14 protein-coding genes are annotated in these 21,153 nt (G+C 58.6%); 10 read left to right on the forward strand and 4 right to left on the reverse strand.

The annotated features are described in order from the left end of the window. Window positions 1-129: 129 nt before the first annotated feature. From hhe to BFX80_RS07255, 4 genes are all read right to left on the reverse strand, one after another. Window positions 130-5,613 (reverse strand): DUF4011 domain-containing anti-phage protein Hhe, encoded by a 5,484-nt coding sequence (gene hhe / locus BFX80_RS07240; protein WP_205632747.1) that lies wholly within the window; start codon window positions 5,611-5,613, stop codon window positions 130-132. A gap of 633 nt (window positions 5,614-6,246) precedes the next feature. Then, window positions 6,247-7,725 (reverse strand): BCCT family transporter, encoded by a 1,479-nt coding sequence (locus BFX80_RS07245; protein WP_084208402.1) that lies wholly within the window; start codon window positions 7,723-7,725, stop codon window positions 6,247-6,249. 280 nt (window positions 7,726-8,005) lie between these two features. Continuing rightward, the gene (locus BFX80_RS07250; protein ID WP_084208403.1) at window positions 8,006-9,691 is read right to left on the reverse strand and encodes a BCCT family transporter; all 1,686 of its coding nucleotides are present in this window, start codon (window positions 9,689-9,691) and stop codon (window positions 8,006-8,008) included. A gap of 369 nt (window positions 9,692-10,060) precedes the next feature. Continuing rightward, window positions 10,061-11,767, reverse strand: a complete 1,707-nt coding sequence (locus tag BFX80_RS07255; protein WP_240499701.1) for a BCCT family transporter — start codon at window positions 11,765-11,767, stop codon at window positions 10,061-10,063. A gap of 483 nt (window positions 11,768-12,250) precedes the next feature. Here BFX80_RS07255 and BFX80_RS07260 point away from each other — a divergent pair, with 483 nt between their 5' ends. The 10 genes from BFX80_RS07260 (at window position 12,251) to BFX80_RS07305 (ending at window position 21,116) form a co-directional block, all read left to right on the forward strand. After that, on the forward strand, window positions 12,251-13,207 hold the full coding sequence (locus BFX80_RS07260; RefSeq protein ID WP_084208404.1) for a GlxA family transcriptional regulator: 957 nt from the start codon (window positions 12,251-12,253) through the stop codon (window positions 13,205-13,207). Window positions 13,208-13,388: 181 nt separating this feature from the next. After that, on the forward strand, window positions 13,389-14,435 hold the full coding sequence (locus BFX80_RS07265; protein WP_084208405.1) for a YHYH protein: 1,047 nt from the start codon (window positions 13,389-13,391) through the stop codon (window positions 14,433-14,435). 100 nt (window positions 14,436-14,535) lie between these two features. After that, entirely contained in the window at window positions 14,536-14,826 is a 291-nt protein-coding gene (locus BFX80_RS07270; protein WP_084208406.1) for a hypothetical protein, read from the forward strand. A gap of 132 nt (window positions 14,827-14,958) precedes the next feature. Continuing rightward, the gene (locus BFX80_RS07275; RefSeq protein WP_084208407.1) at window positions 14,959-16,020 is read left to right on the forward strand and encodes a YHYH protein; all 1,062 of its coding nucleotides are present in this window, start codon (window positions 14,959-14,961) and stop codon (window positions 16,018-16,020) included. 294 nt (window positions 16,021-16,314) lie between these two features. Continuing rightward, window positions 16,315-16,905 (forward strand): HupE/UreJ family protein, encoded by a 591-nt coding sequence (locus BFX80_RS07280; protein ID WP_084208408.1) that lies wholly within the window; start codon window positions 16,315-16,317, stop codon window positions 16,903-16,905. Beyond that, window positions 16,902-17,453, forward strand: coding sequence for a hypothetical protein (locus BFX80_RS07285; RefSeq protein WP_084208409.1), 552 nt, complete (start codon window positions 16,902-16,904; stop codon window positions 17,451-17,453). The genes BFX80_RS07280 and BFX80_RS07285 overlap by 4 nt, the downstream gene beginning before the upstream one ends. Before the next feature lie 327 nt (window positions 17,454-17,780). After that, window positions 17,781-18,710, forward strand: a complete 930-nt coding sequence (locus BFX80_RS07290) for a YHYH protein (protein ID WP_205632748.1) — start codon at window positions 17,781-17,783, stop codon at window positions 18,708-18,710. A gap of 101 nt (window positions 18,711-18,811) precedes the next feature. Next, on the forward strand, window positions 18,812-19,333 hold the full coding sequence (locus BFX80_RS07295) for a YbhB/YbcL family Raf kinase inhibitor-like protein (RefSeq protein ID WP_167592991.1): 522 nt from the start codon (window positions 18,812-18,814) through the stop codon (window positions 19,331-19,333). Window positions 19,334-19,408: 75 nt separating this feature from the next. After that, entirely contained in the window at window positions 19,409-20,107 is a 699-nt protein-coding gene (locus tag BFX80_RS07300; RefSeq protein ID WP_084208412.1) for a hypothetical protein, read from the forward strand. Between the two features lie 100 nt (window positions 20,108-20,207). Continuing rightward, window positions 20,208-21,116, forward strand: coding sequence for a hypothetical protein (locus BFX80_RS07305; protein ID WP_084208413.1), 909 nt, complete (start codon window positions 20,208-20,210; stop codon window positions 21,114-21,116). Window positions 21,117-21,153: the final 37 nt, after the last annotated feature.

A 21,153-nucleotide genomic window follows, 5' to 3' on the forward strand; every position in this document is an offset into this window, starting at 1 on the left:
ACGTTGATTTATTGGATAATTTGATTTGGCTGACACGCATGTGAAGATAAATTATCCGGATTGTCAGAGAAGGGTGAAGCATCAGCAATACCATTGCAGGCCTGTCAGTGACAGGCCTGTCGTGTGGGTTTATTGCAGTACCTTCGTTCTTGCTTCCTTGCCTTCCAGTATCTCCAGAATATTATCGAGAAAACGATGTGCTTCCTTGGGCTCGGTAGCATCACGCAGATACTTGGGGATCATCTCGACAAACTCTGAACGTGAGCAGGGCTGGTGCTCGGCCAGCGCCTCTATCATTGCTGGTCTCAGCAGCCGGCGCTCGGCTGGTGTGTCTGGGAAAGCCTCTTCAATCACCTGTTCGGCGAAGCCCTTGAGACGCAGGCTCAAGGGCTGATCTCCTGAATCAACCGCTTGCGACCCTGGACTCTGAGCAACTGATTCGAGCTGCTCATTCACTTCGACAGCAACCGCTTCAGTAGTAAATGGCCGCTGTTCAATTGCGGTTTTCAGTTGGTCAAGCTCACGAATGATCGGTCCCAGCTCGCCATCTGGGTTACTGAACCAGTCGGTGGACCAGATGCGTCGAATGCGCCATCCCAGGCGTTCCAGCACCTCCTGGCGCAGACGGTCTCGGTCTCTGGCTGACTTCGCTGAGTGGTAAGTCGCGCCGTCGCATTCGATGCCCATGAGATAGCGCCCCGGGTTGCCTGGGTCTCTGACCGCGATATCCACAAAGAATCCCGCTACGCCCACTTGAGGCTCACACTGGAAGCCGGCTGCTTGCAGTGACTCCATGACTGCAACCTCGAAATCACTGTCAGGTGCCTTGCCGGTGGAATAGCTGATGCCTTCCATATTCCCCTTTTCAGCGAAATGCAGAAAACCACTCAAGGCACGTACACCGCTTTTGGTGGTTTCACTCACTAGAATGTCTTCAGACTTCATGGAGCTGAACACATGCATGCGCTTTTTCGAGCGAGTGAACAAGACATTCAGTCGACGCCAGCCAACATCGGAGTTGATCGGGCCAAAGCGTTGATAGACTCGCCCCCCGACTTCACCCGGGCCATAGGTGAAGGAGATGAAGATGACATCCCGCTCATCCCCCTGAACGTTTTCCAGGTTCTTGATGAATAGCCCATCCTCCTGATTGCGCAGAGCATCAATGGCGTTGCTGATCTCTGAGCTTGTCTTGCAGAGTTCATCCACCGCTCGCTCAACCTGCTCGCGCTGCTTGGAATTCATGGCGACGATGCCCAGTGATTCATGTGCATTGTGCACCGCATGCCGGGCAACGGCTTCTGCCACGACTCGGGCTTCTTCGATATTGTGCTGGTTGACAAATCGCCCCTGCTTGACAAGCGTAAACTTGACGCCGAACTCTTCCGACTGTGCATGTGGTGATGGGAATACCACCAGGTCACTGTCGTAAAAGTGGCGGTTGGAGTAAGCAATCAGGTGCTCATGCTGCGAGCGGTAATGCCAGCGTAAGCGCCGCATGGGGAACAAGGGGAGAGCAGCATCCAGAATACTGTCAGTCTGCACCATTGCCGCCACATCCTCCTCTTCACCTGATACATCGGAGCGGTCGAAGAAACTGGTAGGCGGTAACTGTTTGGGATCTCCCACGACCACCAACTGACTGCCTCGAGTAATGACACCCAGGGCGTCTTCAGGTTTTACCTGAGAGGCTTCATCCATCACTACCAGATCAAATTGTATTTCACCCGGTTGCAAATAGTGCGCTGCAGACATGGGTCCCATCATGAAGCAAGGTTTGAGCTCCTGCAGAGCTCTACCAGCACGGTTGATCAATTGCCGGATAGGAATATGCCGCGCCTTCTTACCCAGCTCATGCTTGATCAATGCAAGCTCGGTATACTCCGACTTTCGTCCACCAGATACTCCTTCGGGAATCTTTCTATGGGCGATGATGCTGGCAATACGCTTTCGCTGGAGCTTTTGAAGCTTCTTGTCGTAATGACGGAATGTTTTCTGATCCTGATTTTTGCTGAGACCGGAGATTCTTGCCAGGTGCGGTTTGGCCGCAATGATCTCTCTGGCCAACTGATCATGGATTGCCAGCGACAGACCTTCATCGACCTGATCGATGAGGAGATTGCCTGCCATGACTTCCTTCCAGATTTTCTCCAGGCCATTAGCGAACATCTCATGCTCTGAGCGAACAAAGTTGACCCAGCCATTCAGCCAGCGAGGATTTGAGATGGCTCTATCGTTACGTTTCGTAATGCCAATGAGGGTAGAGTCGGATGATTCAAGCCAGAGCTTGTTATCAAGTTGAGTGGCCTCTGCAAAATTATGATAGGCCGACTCCTGCTGTTGCCATTGTTGTTGATAGTCAAGCGCATCGCGCTGTAATTGCTGGAATTCTTCAGTTGATGTCATCTCTTTAATGGCATGAACCAGCGAGCTTGCCGAGAGATGTTGCAGTTTTCTGGCAAAGGACAATGTGCTTTGAATCGTGGTGAGAGCAGCCTGATTGTCCTTGCTCGCCCCCCAGTACAATGGGGCTAAGTCTCCAAATAGAGAGGAGACCAGCGGGTCATGGCTGAGGTGCTGTTGCAGCGAGGATAATTGCTTTAGCTGCGACACTCTCTGCTGCAGCTCTAGTAAAGAAATATCCTGTTTCAACACCCAGGCCAGAGTCGTTTCCAGCACTGTCGAAAGAGACATGATGACCTGTTGAATTTGCCCCGAGGCACCTGTCAGCTGTTCCCTGTCACTGAATGATTGTTGCAGTTTTGAGTAGAGTCCCAATGTCTGCTCGAGGCCGGTCATGGTGTCACGAATGGAAGTGACGACATCTTGTTTATGAAGTTGCTGGATGCCCTTGATCAATTGAGCGTCAAGGTCGAGCAAAGCAGTCCCTGCTATGACTCTTGGGCCAAAGCCAATGCCATAAACCTCTCGAACTTGGCGATACCAACTTCTGAGTATCAGCAGTGATTCAATATCTGTATCCAGGCTGGCATAGAGCTCTCCTAGAAGCTTGCTGAAATTGCTTCTTTCCAGATGCCCGACCTGCTCAGAATATTTGATCAAGGTATCCAGCTTTTCGACCAATTCCGCTATTTTTGTGTCAGGACTCTTCGCCATGCTTTTTAGGTTTTTTCGAGCAGTACGCCAGTCACTATTGAACCATTTGAACATGCCTGCATTGGCAAGATGATGTTGCATGTTTTGCAAATCTTCCTGCGGGAGCAGTGCGTCTAGACGATAAGTGTTGCGCAATGTAGCTCGTAGTGGGAGGAGATCCTGCAGTTGCTGCTTCAAATTTGCAAGAATCGCATCCATTTCATCATCGTCGAAACGACTTGACCGAAGTTTGACAAGCTCGCCTGGAAGTTCATCGGTAAGCTCTATCAGTTCGATGAAAGCAGACAGTCCTTCCTTGCTGTTGGTCAGGAGAGCAGCAAGTGGCTCCGGCAGCGCAGTCTTCAACTCTTGTTGCTTGACGAGATATTCATCTAGCTCGTTTGAGACTTTGGTTAGGTGGATTACGGACTTCACTATATCCGATAGCAATAACTGCGTTGATGCTCCGAAAGCAGTTACAGGGTCAGTGAATGCCGGTGGTATCTCCCCGTTCATAAGCAAAGTCAGTTTATCCCGAACCAGTTCTGGATCTAACTCTTTATACAGGGTTTGGAGAGTGATGAAGTCATTTATATTGCGCTCAACATCATCTATGGTTTCTTGATTCAGTCTTCTCAAGGCCGGGAAGCACTCTTGGCCTTTCAGTTCCGGCAATATTGAAAAATCTTGATTAAGACAGTCAAGTTCTGGCAGCGTTTGTAGTGTATTCGAGTCAAGCTGCCAGCGTGATACCAAGTGTTCAGTGGTGTCGATAAGCTGACCCAGCGTTTTCTGCCAGCTACTCAGTAACAGGACTATTCTCTCGCTATCAAAGATCTGAATGTCGGTATTGGTCACGCCACTCCAAGGGTGATCATATATAGCTGCATTTTCACTGACTTGTTGGCGAACTTCAGCATAAATCCCCGTGAATGTTTTTATCTGATCGCGTAGTCTGAGTAGCTTCACCTCATCGAGGCTTTTCCCAGAAAGGCCAGTCACATGTAAGCGTGTAGGATCAATAGTCAGCTGGCGGCGGTAGCGTGAAGCCCCGCTGAAAATATCATGGATGCTCTTGTTTGTGGCACCCCAGATCCCGTTTATTTCTTTGGCATAATCATTGAGTTGATTTTTCAGTTCTTCATAGCGAGCTACTTCGGCATCAATTTTTTGGGGACTCTGTAGCTTTGACTGACCCACGATGCGGGAATTTATCTCTTCAAGGACTTTCCGCTTCTGCGACTTGTGGCTGTGAAGCTCCAGACAAAAATCGCCCAAGCCGGCTTTGTCGAGTCGACGCTTGACGACTTCCAGTGCCGCCAGTTTTTCGGCAACGAATAATACTTTCTTGCCGCTTAGCATGGCGGCAGCAATCAGATTGGTAATGGTCTGCGATTTACCGGTGCCCGGTGGGCCTTCAATCACTAGGTTATGACCGTCCACAGCATCGATCAAAGCACTATGTTGTGAGCTGTCAGCATCATCAATAAGCGGGAAACGCTGATGAATGTCACCAAGCTCATCTATTTCATGCTCCAGTCCAGTGCCACCTCCACCCTCGTTGGCACTTGTCTCTACGCTGGTAAAGAACCGGGTTACCACTGGATGTTGAGTGATATTGCGACCGTCCAGAGGCCAGCGTGCCGGATCAAGATCCAGGTACATCAGCATCTTGCCAAAGTTGAGTAAAGCCAAGGAGGCATAGCGCTTGACTGACCACCTAGGATGAGTTTTCGAGATAATGTCTTCTACCCATGAAAGATATTTCTCGGGTGACATATTTTCTTCAAGATCTGGCAAATCAATACCAAAGTCATTGGCTAGCTTTACCTGTAATGACAAGTTGGGAATGATGTCTTCGCCGGTATATTTGATCTGGTACCGGTACACTCCAGCGTTGGCATTCAGCTTGCCTTTTTCCAGCATCACTGGAATGGTAAACAACGGAGCGAGTCGACTCTTGTCTGAATTCGGTGATTCAAACCATTCCAGGAAACCCAGCGCAAGATACAGAACACCCGTACCGGTTTCTTCAATTGCAGTTTGGGACTTGTTTCGGATTCCACGTAGTCTGGATTCCATTTCCTGAGGAAACAACAGGACCTGGATGTCACTATCACAATGTTCGGGCTTGGTGTGATGCTTGTCTGGGTGGGGCAGGTCGTAACTGTTATCAATGCCCAATACCTTTGCCCACTCGCGTGCAGTCGGGTCCGGCTTCAATCGCTTCTCGCTGCCATCTTCCTCAGTCGTGAGGTATCCATGTTTGAGCAGCTGTTTATATTGTGGGTCGGGTACGGCAGCAAACTGCATACCCTTTTCATCAATCAAGTTCTGATACAATTGATCTGGCAGCTCATTCACGATACGAAGTGAGCTACCTTTTTGATCAATTGGAAAGTTAAGTAGTCGATTTCTGCTGGTAATGTCTAGCAGCTTTCTGCGCATATTCTCGAGCGACTCGAGAACAAAAGGATCGACGTCTTGTGAGAATTTCTCGAATTGAGTCATTGTCATCTGCTCTACCATAAGTAGTTAACCGCGCTCGCTTACCACGGTTGGCAGCCATCTTCTTAATGGCTGGATATGCGTCTTGTCGACCGCCGGCTTCTGCGAGCTAGCTTGAAGTGGGGATAACCATATGATTCTGAACACTATTGGGAATGGTTAGCGATGGTTGATAGTTGGCTGACGATGTCGCTGGATTAGGCAGCAGGCCTGTCTGCGCATGACAAATTGGAGCAATACTAGCATATATTATAATTTGAGTATGTTTGGCTGAAACTTCTGAGCTAATACAGTGAGCGCAGTAGTAGCGGTTCCCAGGAGGCGTAAATTTTTCCTTGAGAGCGCCAGCACCGGACTCGCTTGCTGAGTGACATAGCTCAGCCGCCTGGCGCCGATTTCACTTCGTACGCAGCTGGGATAGCTGCCTTGCTGCAAGCCCTTCCAGAGCTTGTAACGTAAGAGGAGAGTGCAGAAGGAAGCGGAGGCGGGTAGGGCACAATCATTCTTCGCTACTTCGTAATACACAACGGCCCTGCACCTCATTCGAGGGCAGGGCCGTTGTGCTGGACAGATTGCGTCGCGCCAGATCGTTGTCCCGGATTGCGTCGGCACGCGCTGCGGCGTACCTCACGCCATGACGGTTCAGCGCTGGGTAAGTGGCACCGATGCCGGGATGGTCTGGGAGGCGCGATCACGGCGTACGCGGATCACGAAGGCGATCACCAGGGCGAAGATGCCGAAGGCGACCGGTATCGCGGCGACCGAGATCAGGCTCAGCAGGGTCTTGTAGACGTCGCCGCCCAGCCAGCTGACCACGATGGCCAGGGCGGCCATGGCGATGATCCAGAAGGCGCGTGAGCGCTTGACGGTCAGCATCTCGCAGACCAGTCCTGCCGAGTCGGCACTGGTGATGAAGAACAGCAGGATGTTGAGCGTCAGTATCACCGAGAGGATGCCGGTGGTATCGATGGTATCGATCAGCTTGAACACGTCCTCGACGCCCAGGCTGAGACTGCCGAGACCGAACACCACGAACCACAGGCACGAGAACAGAGTCGGCACCAGCATCACCCCCAGCACCATGCCACGCAGGGTACGGCCCTTGGAGATGCGCGCCACGAAGACGCCGGTGAAGATGAACCAGCCGTACCAGGCAGCCTCGAAGGCATACAGCCAGTCGGCCAGCCACGCCTTGCGCTCCGGATCACCCAGGCCGATGTCGGTGGCCATCGCCGGGTACTTGAGCAGGTATTCCGGCACCAGACGCACGAAGGTGGAAAGGATGTCGCCGGGGACGGTCAGTACCAGCACGCCGATCATCAGAATGATGGCGAACAGGGTGTTGTAGTTGCTCAGCCACTTGATGCCGCGCTTGAGGCCAGAGGCGGAGGAGATGATGGCGCATACGGCCAGCACGCTGATGATCAGGGTCGGGCTGAACTCGATGCCGACCAGCTTGACCAGTCCCTGCTGGATCGGGGTGGTCGCGTAGGTGAAGGACAGCGACAGGCCGATGACGGTGGAAACGACGAGGCTGACCAGGTTGAGCTTGCTCCACAGGCCATTGCCCAGCAGTTCTTCGGCGGGCTTGGTCATCTTCATGTTGTACATGGCATGCGCGAACAGCGCGCCGATGGCCAGATAGCCCGCCCAGGCAAGCAGGCCCCAATGATTGAAGGCATTGAGCAGTGCCATGTCGGTGCTCTGTCCGGCATCGGTATGGTACTTGGGTTCCAGCACGCCCCAGGTGAGCAGGCCGATGCCCATGCCGGTGGCAAACAGCATGCCCATCCAGCTCAGGGTGTGGAATTCCGGTTCGCCTTCACCGAAGCGCAGCTTGCCCAGCGGCGTGAAGCACACCGCGACCATCACCAGCGAGATGGCGAAGGCCGGCCAGGTGAAGATGAAGCCGAGATTGCCGATCACCGAGGTCTTGACGGTGTCGAGGGCCACGAGGAATCCCGTCGGGAAGAGGGCGGCGGCGCCGATCAGCAGCATGATGACCGCCACGGTGGCGATCGAGGTCAGGTACTTGCCCTTGGCGGAGTCTGTGTCCCCCAGGCCGCAGACGGAATCCGTGGTGGCCTCGGGCTGGCGGGAGGAGGAAGTGTCGGTCGTCATGAGAGCGCGATTCCTGAAGTTGTTGTTGTCGAACTGGCAAGCTGACGGCAGCAAGAAGTCGTCAAGAGAGGGCAGATAACGATGGCTGACTCCTGTGGGTGGCAAGGACCTCATAAGCCTATCTTGCCCTCTGGTTAATTTTTGGTTATTGGCGACCAGTATTTGCCATAACACGACATTATGTGTCTCGTGGAACGTCTGACGTGAAAGACATGCCTCAAGGCCCGCCGTTGCCTGTTGGCACGATGGGCCCGGGTCGAGTGAGGGGCTTAGAGCGGGCTCAGGGGCCTGTGTGATGCTGGGCGGGTTTCTTGAACCTTTTCAGTGCGTTGCCGGATTCCTGATAGAGCGCCACCAAAAGGCCCATCGTCATTGCCACGATCACGAAGCTCATCGGCAAGGCGGCGGCCATCAGGATGGTCTGCAGTGCCTTGAGGCCGCCTGCCATCAGCAAGGTACCGGCCACCAGTCCGATGCAGATGCCCCAGAAGATGCGGTGACGCGCCAGCGGCTCCTCATCGCCCAGCGACAGGATGGTGGTGACCACCAGGGTGCTGGAGTCGGAGCTGGTCACGAACCAGCTGATCAGCAGGAAGATCAACAGCGAGGAAAGGATGACTCCCAGCACGCCGTTGCCGGCCAGGGCATCGGCGGTGGCGAACAGGGCTTCCGGCAGGTTCCAGTTGCGCACCAGCGTCATCAGCTCGCCGGTCCCCGGGCCCATGGCGGCCGTCAGCTCCTGATGCAGACCGGTACCGCCGAACAGCGCCTGCCAGAGGAAGATGATCAGCGGTGGGGCGATCAGCACGCCGAGGATGAACTCGCGCAGGGTGCGCCCCTTGGAGATGCGCGCGATGAACAGGCCGATGAACGGGGCCCAGGCCAGCCACCAGGCCCAGTAGAAGATGGTCCAGCCTTCCTGCCAGCTGCTCTCGCCCGGGGTCTGGGCGACCCAGAGTCCCATCGGCACCACGTCGCGCAGATAGGCCAGCAACGTCTCGCCGAACAGCGAGATCAACCACAGGGTGGGGCCGCCGATCAGGAAGCTGCCGACCACGAGCACCGAGACGCCGATGTTGAGCTCGGAGATGAAGCGGATGCCGCGCTTCACGCCGGAGACGGCAGATGCGATGGAGATCACGCTGATGACGGCGATCAACGCCAGCTGAGTGCCGAGCCCGGCATCCAGTCCGGTGAGGCGGTTGAGCCCGACGGCGATCTGGCTGACGCCGAGACCCAGTGAGGTCGCGATTCCGAAGACACAGCCCAGTACGCCCATGATATCCACGGCGTGACCGATGGGACCGTAGATACGCTCGCCGATCAGCGGATAGAGCGCCGAGCGCAGCGCCAGGGGCAGGTGATGGCGGTAGGCGAAGTAGGCGAGTGTCATGCCGACGACGCCATACACCGCCCAGCCATGCAGGCCCCAATGGAAGAAGGCCACCTTGAGGGCCTCGACGGCGCGGGCATGGTCCATGTTGGTAGCGCCGGCCAGACCCGCGTGCGGGTTGTTGGGGTACCCGAAGCCACCGGAGTCGTCGAAGTAGAACAGTGGCTCGGCGACCCCGAAGAACAGGATGCCGATCCCGACGCCTGCCGAGAGCAGCATCGAGATCCAGGTAAAACGCGAGAACTCGGGTCTGCTGTCCCTGGGGCCGAGTCGCAGGCTGCCCCAGGGAGACACCACCATGACCAGTGACAGGGCGATCATGCCCACGACCAGGATGAGGTAGTAGGTGCCGAAGGTGTTCTCGATCCAGGCGCGGGCGGCGCCGAACAGGGCGGAAGAGGCCTGCGGACTCAGGCCGGCACCGACCACGAAGGCCAGCAGCAGGCCGGCAGCGGTGAGTGTCATGCCCTTGTGCATGCCCTTGAGCGGGCCGCGGGTCTCAAGGCGCTGCGTCAAATCAGGGGGGATGCCGCGGTGAGCGGACTCTTGCGAGTCCTGTTGGGCGGGTGTCATGGGAACACTCCTTTATTGTTGTGATTGTTGTCTCGCACTACCTGTGTGGAACGTTCTGGACATCAGACATCGACACGTTCTAAGGCTAGAGCGTCGTCCCCGATCATTTTCTCCCCAAACGAAGTCCAGTTAGCTGAACGCGTCATGCGGCAAGCGTCAGGCCGGCTTTTCGGATATTTTCTCGCTGGAAGCCTGCATTGCCTCAGCGCTCAGGAGCCCTCCGAGAGAGGCTGGAAGAGGATGTCCGGGAGCCAGAAACGCCAATCCCCGCCGGGCCTTGTGGCCTCAAGCGGGGATTGGTGTCATGCGGGTGCCGGCATCAGGTCACGGCAGGAGCCGTGACCGGCATTGGTCAGACTGACCGGCGGATCAATTCAGGCCCGTGTCGGGGGAGGCGCGGCGACGTGCCTTGAGCGCCATGCGCGATTCCTCGATCAGGGCGATCAGAAGACCCAGTGTCATGAGCAGAATGACCAGGCTGACCGGCAATGCCGCCGCCATCAGCACGGTCTGAAGGGCTTTCAGGCCGCCGGCCATCAGCAGGACGGCAGCGACCGAGCCGATGCAGACGCCCCAGAAGATCCGGTGGCGCGCCAGCGGCTCCTCATCGCCCATCGACAGGATGGTGGTGATGACCAGGGTGCTGGAGTCGGAGCTGGTCACGAACCAGCTGATCAGCAGGAAGATCAGCAGTGAGGACAGGATGACGCTCAGAGTGTCATTGGCCACCAGTGTATCCGCCGTGGCGAACAGCGCCTCCGGCAGGTTCCAGTCGCGGATCATGCCCATCAGTTCGCCGGTTCCCGGGCCCATGGCTGCGGTCAGTTCCTGGTGCAGCGCGGTGCCACCGAACAGCGCCTGCCAGATGAAGATGATCAGCGGCGGTGCGATCAGCACGCCCAGCACGAATTCACGCACGGTGCGGCCCTTGGAGATACGGGCGATGAACAGGCCGATGAACGGCGCCCATGCCAGCCACCAGGCCCAGTAGAAGATGGTCCAGGCATCCTGCCAGTCGCGTTCCAGCGGCGTGCCCGCCACCCACAGACCCATGGGAATGACGTCACGCACATAGGAGACCAGCGTCTCGCCGAACATGCTGATCAACCACAGTGTCGGCCCCCCGATCAGGAAGCTGCCCACCACGATGACGGAGACGCCGACGTTGAGTTCGGAGATGATGCGGATACCCCGGCTGACCCCCGAGACGGCAGACGCGATGGAGATGGCGCAGATCACGGCAATCAGCACCACCTGGGTGTAGATGCCGGAATCCAGCCCGGTCAGACGATTGAGGCCGACGGCGATCTGGCTGACGCCCAGGCCCAGCGAGGTGGCGATACCGAACACGCAGCCCAGTACCCCCATGATGTCGACGGCGTGGCCGATGGGGCCATAGATGCGATTGCCGATCAGCGGATACAGCGCGGAGCGCAGGGCCAGCGGCAGGCCGCGGCGATAGGCGAAGTAGGCCAGGGTCATGCCGACGATCACATAGACCGCCCAGCCATGCAGGCCCCAGTGGAAGAAGGCCAGCTTGAGCGCATCCACGGCGCGCGCATGGGTCATGGCGGTGTGGCCGGCGAGGTCCGCGTGCGGGTTGTTCGGGTAGCCGAAGCCGCCGGAGTCATCGAAGTAGAACAGCGGCTCGGCGACCCCGAAGAACAGGATGCCGATGCCGACGCCTGCCGAGAGCAGCATCGAGACCCAGGTGAAGCGAGAGAATTCGGGACGGCTGTCCGGTGCGCCGAGGCGCAGGTTGCCCCAAGGAGAGAACACCAGGGCGATGCACAGCCCGATCAGTCCGACGATGGTGACGAGATAATAGGTGCCGAAGGTGGACTCGATCCAGGCGCGGGCGGCGCCGAACAGACTCGCGGACATGTCGGGTGCCAGGCCCGTGGCCAGGACGAAGAGCAGCAGCAGGCCCGCTGAGGTCAGGGTCATGCCCTTGTGCATGCCGGTCAGCCAGCCTGAGGTCTCGACCTGCACGCTGGAACTGGCGTCGGGATAGGGCAGAGGGGCGGTATTCGTGGAATCGGGAGAGGACGCGGGGTCGGATTGGGAAGGGGTCACGCAGTAACTCCTGTTCGAGCTGGTCAAAGGGCCAGCGATCCCTGTCTCGGTCGAGGCATCGGGGATATCGACCGCTCATCCGGCACCATTATTGTTGTCGTGTTGGCAACGATAAGAGATGAGGAACGCATTTTGGAAAGAGCAGTTCTTGGCTAACTGCCTAAAAACATTACGATATATTATGGATGGAATTGTTTTTGATGGCTACAGCTTCTGGAAAAATCACGCTAGGCCAGAAGCGGGTCGGGCAAGCGGGACGCGAATCACCGCGACATGATCACCAGGCGCTCGCACTGAGGCCCCGGGGATGCCCGGGAGGCGGCATGGTGAAGTCTCGACGACAGGTAAATTTCAACAGGCTATTTTGTCGTCAGGCGAATTATTGTTAACGTAATGCGTCATTTTTGACGGTCGTCGTCATGTCACGCTCTCGGGTGATGACCCATGACACCTCTCTTTCCCTGTCACGGAGGCTCCCGCGTCATGCGTCTCGACTATTCCGGCCCCTTGCCCGAAACGATCGGATTTCTGCTGCTGCCGCGTTTTTCGATGATGGCCTTCTTCGCGGCGGTGGAGCCGTTGCGCATCGCGAATCGCATCAGCGGCAAGCCGCTGTTTCGCTGGTTGCTGATCAGTGAGGATGGCCAGCCGGTCACGGCATCGAGTGGCATGACGCTGGTGACGGATCACAGCATTCTGGATATCCGCTCGCTGCCTTCGCTTGCGGTATGCAGTGGCTTCGAGCCGGAAGCTCACCTGAATCGCGCTCTCACTGGCTGGCTGAATCGCCTCGATGCCGGTGGCTGTGTGCTGGGCGGGCTGGATACCGGGTGCTTCCTGCTCGCCGCGGCCGGGCTGCTCAATGGTGAGCGCGTCACGCTGCACTGGGAGAGTCTGCCGGCGTTTCGCGAGCGTTTCCCTGCCATCAGCACCTCGGATGAATTGTTCGAGCTGGGCGCACGGCGTTTCTCGTGTGCCGGGGGAGCGGCGGCGATGGACATGGCATTGGACGTGATTGCCCGGCGGCACGGCACGGCCCTGGCAGTCGATGTCTCCGAGCAGCTTGTCCATGACCGCATGCGGACGCGAACCGATCAGCAGCGCATGACGCTGGCGCGGCGACTCGGCACTCACAAGCGCCAGCTGGTCGATGCCGTCGCCTTGATGGAGCAGCATCTGGACACCCCCCTGTCGCTGGAGGAGCTGGCCCGACGCTGTCGCATCTCGCTCAGACAGTTGCAGCGTCTGTTCGAGCAGGAACTCGCCACGTCGCCGCGAGCCTGGTACCTGAGGCTGCGGCTGGAGCGTGCTCGGCATCTGCTCAAGGAGACGGATCTCGATATTCTCTCCATCGGACTGTCCAGCGGCTTCACGTCGAGCTCAAGCTTCTCGCGGGCCTATCGCAATCACTTCGGGCATTCCCCGCGAGCCGAGCGCTAGGGCTTCGGTAGGGCAGTTCTCGTGAAAAAGTCAGTTCTCATGAAAAAGGCAGCTTTGTGCAAATGAGCGGCGCGTCTTTCCTTATGGAACGTGTTTTCCATAGGCTTGGCCTCGCGATGGGTGGGCCGTTCAGGTGAAGTGCAGATGACGTGCTGATGCCCTGGTGATCACAAGAGGAAACATGATGAAGCGAATGGCACTGGCCTCGTTGTTCAGCGCGGGGGTCGCCAGCCTGATCCCCGTGTCCGCGATGGCCCACGAGGGGGATGTCTCGGAGCGACTGGCGCAGATCGCATCCCTGTTCGATGCCCGGAGCATCGTGGCTGGCCCTGAGGTGGTGGATTGCACGCTGTCCGGTGGGACCGAGACCCAGTGCTTCAGCATCACGCTGAAGAACTCGCTGGAGTCCAGCGAGATGGGCCCCTGGTGTCCCGGCAAGCTCTCGGACGGTGCCGACAAGGGGGGTATCTGGGTGCGTGACGGCAAGCAGTACGACGTGGATGGTGCCTTCATCGAGAATCTGGCCACCTTCTATGATGACCCCGAGTGGCAGCTGTTCGACGAGGCCACCGGCAAGGTTCACGTCACGGATACCAGGACGGCCTGTGATCAGGCGGCGCGGCCGGATGTGGCCGAGGCGTACCACAACTACTGCGTGGAATGCCGCACGGAATACATGGATGAGGTCGTCGAGACCACCTATGTGCTGCCACTGGTTCCCGTTGCCCGTCAGGAAGCGGCATCAGGGCGCACTCCGCCAATTCCGCGGGGAATCGCCTTCAATGGCGTCAGATTCGATGCGGCAGCGCCTCAGGATGCGATTCTTGCCGCCCATACCCTGGCGCCTTTCGATGACTGCGGAGGGCATGTGAATCTGCATGTCGGCTATCACTATCACGGTGCCAATGGCTGCAGTCCCGCGAAGGAGAACGTCGCGGCGGATGCACCGATGATCGGCTTTGCCATGGATGGTTATCCGATCCTGGCCAGACTGACCGGTGACGAGGCCGAGGAGGCAGAACTCGACGCCTGCAGTGGCCATGTCGGTGCAGGCATCGGATACCATTATCATGGCAACAGCGCCGAAAAGAACGAGATTCTGGGATGTTTCCATGGCGAGATAGGCTGCGCACTCGACTCACCGGATGCTGTCTGCACCGCAGATGACATGGGACATCGCGGGCCACCTCCCGGTGAGGAAGATCGTCCGCCGTCCGGGAAGGAGTGAGCCTGCAGGCACCTGAACACCTGTCGTTTTCTGACATATTCGTTGCACATTGCGTCAGCAAGCTTGTCGTCATTGAGTGATGACACAAGGAAATGCCGACATGAAAGCCTCTGAAACTCCTTCCGCTCGCGTGACCTTTCGTCGTCGCGGCAGCCTGGCCTTGATGGCGGGCGCACTGCTGGCCATCAGCGGGATGAGCATGGCGCAGCCTCCGGGTGGCAAGCCGCCGCAGGAAGCCTTCGATGCCTGTGCCAGCAAGCAGGTGGGAGACCAGTGCCAGATCGCGGTGCCTGAGGCAGACTCGCTGGTGCCGGGACATTGTGTCGCTCCGCCCCGGGGTGGCGAGACGGCCTGCTTGCCGGATGATGCCAAGCAGGGGCCCAAGCACTGAGGTCAGGGCCTGAGCCGAGCCTGAGTCCAGGCCGAGCTTGACCCTCACGGCTGTCCCGCCCATCGACACCCGCCACGCTGATCACTCGAGAGAGCAACAGCGTGGCGGGTGTTCTCTCTTCGGAGCCTACTCATGAAGACGGCACGCCTTGTGCGAAAGACCGCATCGATCACGGCCTGGTTGCCGGCCTCCCTGTTGATGGCAGGGGTGGCCCATGCCGAAGTGGTGCCGGGCCAATTCTCCACGGCCGCGCTGGTCGAGGCGCCGGAAACCGTCAGCTGTACGCTGGAGAATGGCAGCGCTGCCCAGTGCACCCGACTTGTCGTGAAGTACCAGCCTGATGACCTGGAGATCGGCCCTTTCTGCCCACCGACGCTGGATGATCAAGGCGGTATCTGGCAGTGGGATGGCCAGCACCCCGGTCTATATCGGCTGGATCGTGCCTTCTTCGAGATGCTCGATACGCTCGGATTTCATTTTCATGATGAGGACGAGACGCTTCACATCATGACGGACCTGAGCAAGCGTCAGGAAGAGGCCAACAACTGCCTCAACGTGGCGGAAGATGACAGCGTCGAGATGAGCATTCTGCTGCCTGTCGTCCCGGTGCCGGCCGACTCGCCGACGTCGCTTGGCACTGTCGCCAAGGTAGGCCTGGCACTGGATGGCGTGCCCATCTTCGCCGATGCTCCCTCGGTGCTGGATACCGGCAATCTGCCGGCATTGGATACCTGCGGCGGTCATGTGGACCCGGGTGGCTGGTATCACTGGCACGCGACGGCCACGGATATCGATAGCGTCTATGACACGCAAGGCGTGGATGCCCATTGTCAGCAACCGCAGAGCAAGAGCGCCCAGTTCGCCTATGCCTTCGATGGCTATCCGATGTTCGGCAGTGAAGACCCGACGGGCGAGGTGCCGACCGATCTCGACCGTTGCAATGGTCACTTCGGCCCGACCGAGCGTCACCCGGAAGGCGAGTATCACTATCACGCCACTCAGGAATTCCCCAACCTGCCCGCATGTCTGAAGGGTGTGGTGGCGAAGGACAACTTCACTACCAATGCCAGGATGGGGATCGGCTCTCCACGCAAGCCGGGTCAGGGCCCCATGCCCGGCCATGCAGGCGACGGACATCCGGGCGGGCCAATGCCGGAAAACGATGATGACAGCGCCGGGGTCGGGGCGCCGTGAACAGCGCCGGGGGCGGGGCGACTTGAACAGCGCCGGCGTCCGGCGCTGCGTGCCATGCCATACCCTGCTGTCTGCACGAATGTCATGGTCTTTTCCAAGACTTTCGCGTCTCGGTGCGTGTTTCACACTGCTGCTGTCTCCCCCCAACCGAGAGATCTCTTCACTGGATTTGCCTTCATGTCTCTTTCTCGCACCTCTTCATGCATCTCATCTCGCACCACATCTCACACCTCTTCTCGCGTTGCGCCTCTCGCGGCTCACTCCGCTCGGCGTCGTGACTCGCGGCCTTGCCGCATGCCCCGTCTGACGGCTGTCATTGTCGGCATGTTGACGGTGCTCTTCACCCAGACAGCCAGCGCGCATGTCGATACGGATAGCGTCGGCGGCTTTGCCGCGGGCTTCCTGCACCCCCTCACGGGTCTGGATCACTTTACCGCCATGGCAGCCGTGGGGCTGTGGGGGGTGATTCTGGGGCGTCCTGCTTCCTGGCTGTTGCCGGTGGTATTCCCGATGATCATGGCGCTGGGCAGTGTGGTGGGCATCGTGGGGGTGACATTGCCCGGAATCGAGATCGGCATTGCCTTGTCGGCTTTGGTGCTCGGCGGCTTCATCGCGGGGCGCGTGCGCCTGCCGCTGTGGATGGCCTGTGCGGTGATCTCCGTCTTTGCCGTCTGTCATGGCTACGCCCATGGGGCGGAGTTGCCCCTGGCGTCTGATCCCTTTGCCTTTGCGATGGGCTTCATGGTGGCCACCGGCAGTCTGCATGCCGCGGGTATCGGCGTTGGCATCATGGCGGAGCGCTTCCGTCAGGGCATGTTGCTGCGCGGATTGGGGATTCTGACGGCACTGCTGGGTGTCTACTTTCTGGTCGAGGCATTGTCATGATGTGGCCGGAACAGTGGATGATCGGCGTTCGCGCCGTCTGTGCCAGCCCGGTGATCCTGTATCTCATCGTCACGGCGGGTCTTGTCGGAGTCGCCAGTCAGGACACGCTCACCTGGAAGGCGGGCGGGCGAATTCTGCTGCGGCTCATCAATGGTCTGCTGCTCGGGATCACCCTGTCACTCTTTGCGCCACAGAGGCTGGTAATGGCCGTGATGGGACTGGCCATGCTGGTGTCGTTGCTCGTCGCGATTCACGTACCGCTGCGCCATGCCTTCGGTCAGGGCATCTTCCAGCGGGTGCCGGCGCTGCTGGCCGGGCTGGTGGTGGCACTGCTGTTTCTGGGCCACGAGGTGGCCTCGACACCCTTTGCCATCCTTCTCGGTGTCATGATGACGGTGATGTGGGGTGTCCTGCTTTGCTGGGCGATATTCGCGTTGATCGGTCGCCTTCTGCCTCGTGCGGCCTTCGTGATCGCGCAGCGAGTGCTGGGCGCCTGGATGGTCGCGATCGGTGCCATGTCACTGGCCTTCATCGTGATGCAGTGGTAGCTGCCCCGGCATGACGAGAAGAACTCGGAGACCCTGTCGGCCTTCCTGCGTCCGCATCTGACTGGCTGACACCTCAGGCCACCCGGCCATGCGCGAATGCCTCATGAATTCATCGTCCGACACACAGGAAAGCTCATGTGCCCACATTCCCTGACGTCTCGGGGACGACCCCGTATCGTGAAGCCCGTCGTGGCACTGACGGTGGCATCCGTTCTCATGGTGCCAGTGTTCTTCCATGTCGCGCAGTCAGTCGCGAATGATCAACCCTCGCTCGCGAAGGCTCAGTCCGGCTCAGAGAAGTCCACGTCGGAGGCAGCGGCGCAGCGTATGGCCAGGTCCGCCGCCGAGGCGCATTGCGCCGCCGTGAAGGCTTCCGTGCAAGATGCCGGCTTCGCCGACTCGGTGTCTGTCACCTGCCAGGACGGCAAGGCGCTGATCACCTCGGATACCTACCCGGATCACGAGATGATGACCGGTATCGTGGGCACCAATGAGCAGGTGCCGGTGCCCGCCAGCGACTACATCTCTCCGATCGCACTTGAGTCCACGCTGGGGGACACACCGCAGACACGTGATGCGGCGCTGGGGGTGGCGGTCAATGGTGTGCCCATCTATGACTACACCGGCGGCGGAGAGATGTCTCAGGATGACCTCTCAAGTTATCAGGCCAAGAATGACACCCTGGCCACCAAACAGCTGGATGCCTGTGGCGGGCACGCCGGACGCGGCGATGATTACCACTATCATGTCAAACCCGTGTGCATGATCGACAAGATGAAGAATGCCGATGACAACCCCATCATTGGCTGGGCTTTCGATGGTTACCCCATCTATGGCGATGACAACCCGGATGGCTCCCCTATCGCGATGGATGTGCTGGATGTCTGCAACGGACAGCCTGATGACACCTTCGGGTATCGCTATCACACCTCCGAACAGGCGCCCTACATCATTCAGTGTCTGATGGGCGAGGTGCCAGAGGCGAAAGACCTGCCGCGTGTTCCGCCGCTGAAGGCCGCGAGTGGCGATACGCAGGCCGACAGTCGTGGGCGGCCTGCCGGCACTCCGCCGCAAGGGGGCGTGGAAGACCTGGTCTTTACCCAGCAGGCAGACGGCAAGCGCAGCATGGATTACACCTATCACGGTGAAGCCTATTACATTCGCTATACGCCCACCGATACGCCCAATTGCTATGACTTCGAGACGCGTACCGTGACGGATGGTGGCGACGTCAAGACCGGGGAGTACTGCCGATGATTCGGGCATGGTCGAGCAAGTTATCGAGCAATCTGGCGGGCAAGTTCTCAAGTGCATGGCAGACGCGTCTAGCACGTGGCTTGGTCGTCGGGCTTGGTGCGATGGCCCTGGCCACACCGGCGCTGGCACAAGGCGACTTCACGCTCACCAGCCCTGCCTTCAATGATGATGGCTGGTTGCCGGATGACCTGAAATGCACTCGTGACGGCGGCGATGGCGTCACGCCGCCGCTGACATGGGGTGATGTGCCTGACGGCACACAGAGCCTCGCCCTCATCATGCATCACTATCCCAAAGGCACCGTCGAAGGTCGTGATGCTCCCAGCCAGTATTGGCTGCTGTGGAATCTTCCGGCAGACACCCACGCCTTGCCGCGCGGCAACCCGGCGTCGCTGGGGGATGAGGGCGCCGACAAGGACAAGAAACGTATCGGGTATACGCCACCTTGTTCACCTCCCGGTCCTGAGGGCTCATATCACGACTACACGATCACGCTGTATGCCTTGAAGGCACCGCTGGAGGCGTTGCCGGATCATGACGACATGAGCGTGAACTGGGACACGATGACCGAGGCACTGCAGGGCAAGGTGCTGGATTCCTCCTCCATCACTTTCCGTAACTGAGCAGATGATGGACGCAAGACACCCCCCTGCAAGCCAGGAAGCGCGATCGCCATTCACCACGAAAGGAATTTTTCCATGCGCACATTGCTGACCGCCGCCCTCATTCTGGCTGCCGCACCTGCCTTTGCCGATTCACATGCCAAGGATGAGCATGCAGCAAAGCCCAAGGCCGGCCCTCAGAGTGGCACCAGACTCAAGGCCGAGGTCTGGGTCGATAACTGGTTCGAGATGTACGTCAATGGCGAGAAGGCGATGCAAGACAGCGTGCCGATCACCACGGAGCGTTCCTTCAATTCAGAAACCGCCATCATCGAGACGCAATTCCCGGTGACGATCGCCATCAAGGCCAAGGACTTCAAGGAAAATGACACAGGCCTTGAGTACATCGGCACGGACCGCCAGCAGATGGGCGATGGCGGCATGATTGCCCAGTTCCGTGATGCCAGAACAGGCGAGGTCATCGGGGTCACCAACCGCGACATGCATTGCCTGGTGGTGCAACACGCGCCTGTCGAGGCTTCCTGTGCCGATGAGAGCGACCCACAGGCAGGCGAGGGCGCCTGTGACTTCGAGGAAACCACGGTGGACGGTGACTGGACGGCCCCGGACTTTGATGACAGCGCCTGGCCGGCTGCCATCGAGCATCAGTACAGCGATGTCAGCCCGAAGGACGGCTACGACGATATCGACTGGGATGACAGTGCCAGGTTCGTGTGGGGGCAAAGCCTCAAGCAGGACAACACCCTGCTGTGCCGCATGACCCTCGACGGCTGAGAAGACACGCGAAAGGCGTGAGCGCCATGACATTGCATTGTGCCCGTTCCTCCCCCATCCCTGAGGGAGGGGCAGGGAGATATCAAGGAATGGAGCACTTATGCAGTTCATGAAGAATGCCAAGGAACTGGCGCGCAATCCGCTCGGCATCATCGCGCTGTTCATCTCGTTGATCTACGGCTTCGCGAGCCTGTTGCTGAATTCATCCGCAGACAAGCTGACAGAGGTCGAGCGTTGGCCGCTGATCGCCTTCATCGTCATCTTTCCGCTATTGGTGCTGGGCGTGTTCTATCGTCTGGTGACCAGGCATCATGGCAAGCTCTATGCCCCCGGCGATTACCACAAGGACCGCTCCTTCATGCGCACCCTGTCGCCCGCCGAACAGGAGGAGCGCCTGACGGCCGAGGTACAGGACTCACTGGGCGGAGAGCCTGGCATCGAGATGCCGCCAGCCAAGGCGTCGTCTGCCCAGCCACCCGTAGATGATGCCGACGTGGCGCAACTGCTCCACGACGACAGTGACGATACGTCGATGGCGTCACCCGCCGGTGGGGCGGTGACATCGCATGAGATGTCGCGGGAGAAGATGACGCGAGAGCATCGCCATGAGCTGCGCGCATTGAAGACCGCACTGGTAGGACAGATCGTCCGCGAGTCCGGGGCAGAGCCGTCCGGCGAGGTACGTCATGATGTCCAGGTAGGGGATACGCGGGCATGCTTCGATGCGGTGTTTGCCGGCAAGGCCTCCACGACTACCTTCGTGGATGTCAGAGTGCTCAAGCATCACGCCAGGGCCGAGCGTATTCTCGACAGCATTCTCTATGAAGCTCTCATCGCACAGCGGGCGCTGGAGGATGATTTTCGTCTGGTGGTCGTGGTCGTGATCTACGGCGACGCGGACCTGCGTGAGCGACTACAGTCCCGCTGGCAGCCGCGGGTCTCACACTGCCCGGCGGATGTCGAACTGCGTGTCCTTCGACGCGATGACGTGCGCTGTGAGGCAGCGTGATGTGCTGAGGCGTGATCCACCGTAGCCATGAGAATGT

Origin of the sequence: Cobetia marina, from assembly GCF_001720485.1 — a bacterium.
Lineage (GTDB): Bacteria > Pseudomonadota > Gammaproteobacteria > Pseudomonadales > Halomonadaceae > Cobetia > Cobetia marina.

Excerpts from the sequence above, each read along its gene's own strand:
- BFX80_RS07290 (WP_205632748.1), top strand. The coding sequence starts at position 17,781 with ATGGCCAGGTCCGCCGCCGAGGCGCATTGCGCCGCCGTGAAGGCTTCC.
- BFX80_RS07265 (WP_084208405.1), top strand. The coding sequence starts at position 13,389 with ATGATGAAGCGAATGGCACTGGCCTCGTTGTTCAGCGCGGGGGTCGCC.
- BFX80_RS07245 (WP_084208402.1), bottom strand. The coding sequence starts at position 7,725 with ATGACGACCGACACTTCCTCCTCCCGCCAGCCCGAGGCCACCACGGAT.
- BFX80_RS07250 (WP_084208403.1), bottom strand. The coding sequence starts at position 9,691 with ATGACACCCGCCCAACAGGACTCGCAAGAGTCCGCTCACCGCGGCATC.
- BFX80_RS07270 (WP_084208406.1), top strand. The coding sequence starts at position 14,536 with ATGAAAGCCTCTGAAACTCCTTCCGCTCGCGTGACCTTTCGTCGTCGC.
- BFX80_RS07275 (WP_084208407.1), top strand. The coding sequence starts at position 14,959 with ATGAAGACGGCACGCCTTGTGCGAAAGACCGCATCGATCACGGCCTGG.
- hhe (WP_205632747.1), bottom strand. The coding sequence starts at position 5,613 with ATGACAATGACTCAATTCGAGAAATTCTCACAAGACGTCGATCCTTTT.
- BFX80_RS07280 (WP_084208408.1), top strand. The coding sequence starts at position 16,315 with ATGCCCCGTCTGACGGCTGTCATTGTCGGCATGTTGACGGTGCTCTTC.
- BFX80_RS07305 (WP_084208413.1), top strand. The coding sequence starts at position 20,208 with ATGCAGTTCATGAAGAATGCCAAGGAACTGGCGCGCAATCCGCTCGGC.
- BFX80_RS07300 (WP_084208412.1), top strand. The coding sequence starts at position 19,409 with ATGCGCACATTGCTGACCGCCGCCCTCATTCTGGCTGCCGCACCTGCC.
- BFX80_RS07295 (WP_167592991.1), top strand. The coding sequence starts at position 18,812 with ATGGCCCTGGCCACACCGGCGCTGGCACAAGGCGACTTCACGCTCACC.
- BFX80_RS07260 (WP_084208404.1), top strand. The coding sequence starts at position 12,251 with ATGCGTCTCGACTATTCCGGCCCCTTGCCCGAAACGATCGGATTTCTG.
- BFX80_RS07285 (WP_084208409.1), top strand. The coding sequence starts at position 16,902 with ATGATGTGGCCGGAACAGTGGATGATCGGCGTTCGCGCCGTCTGTGCC.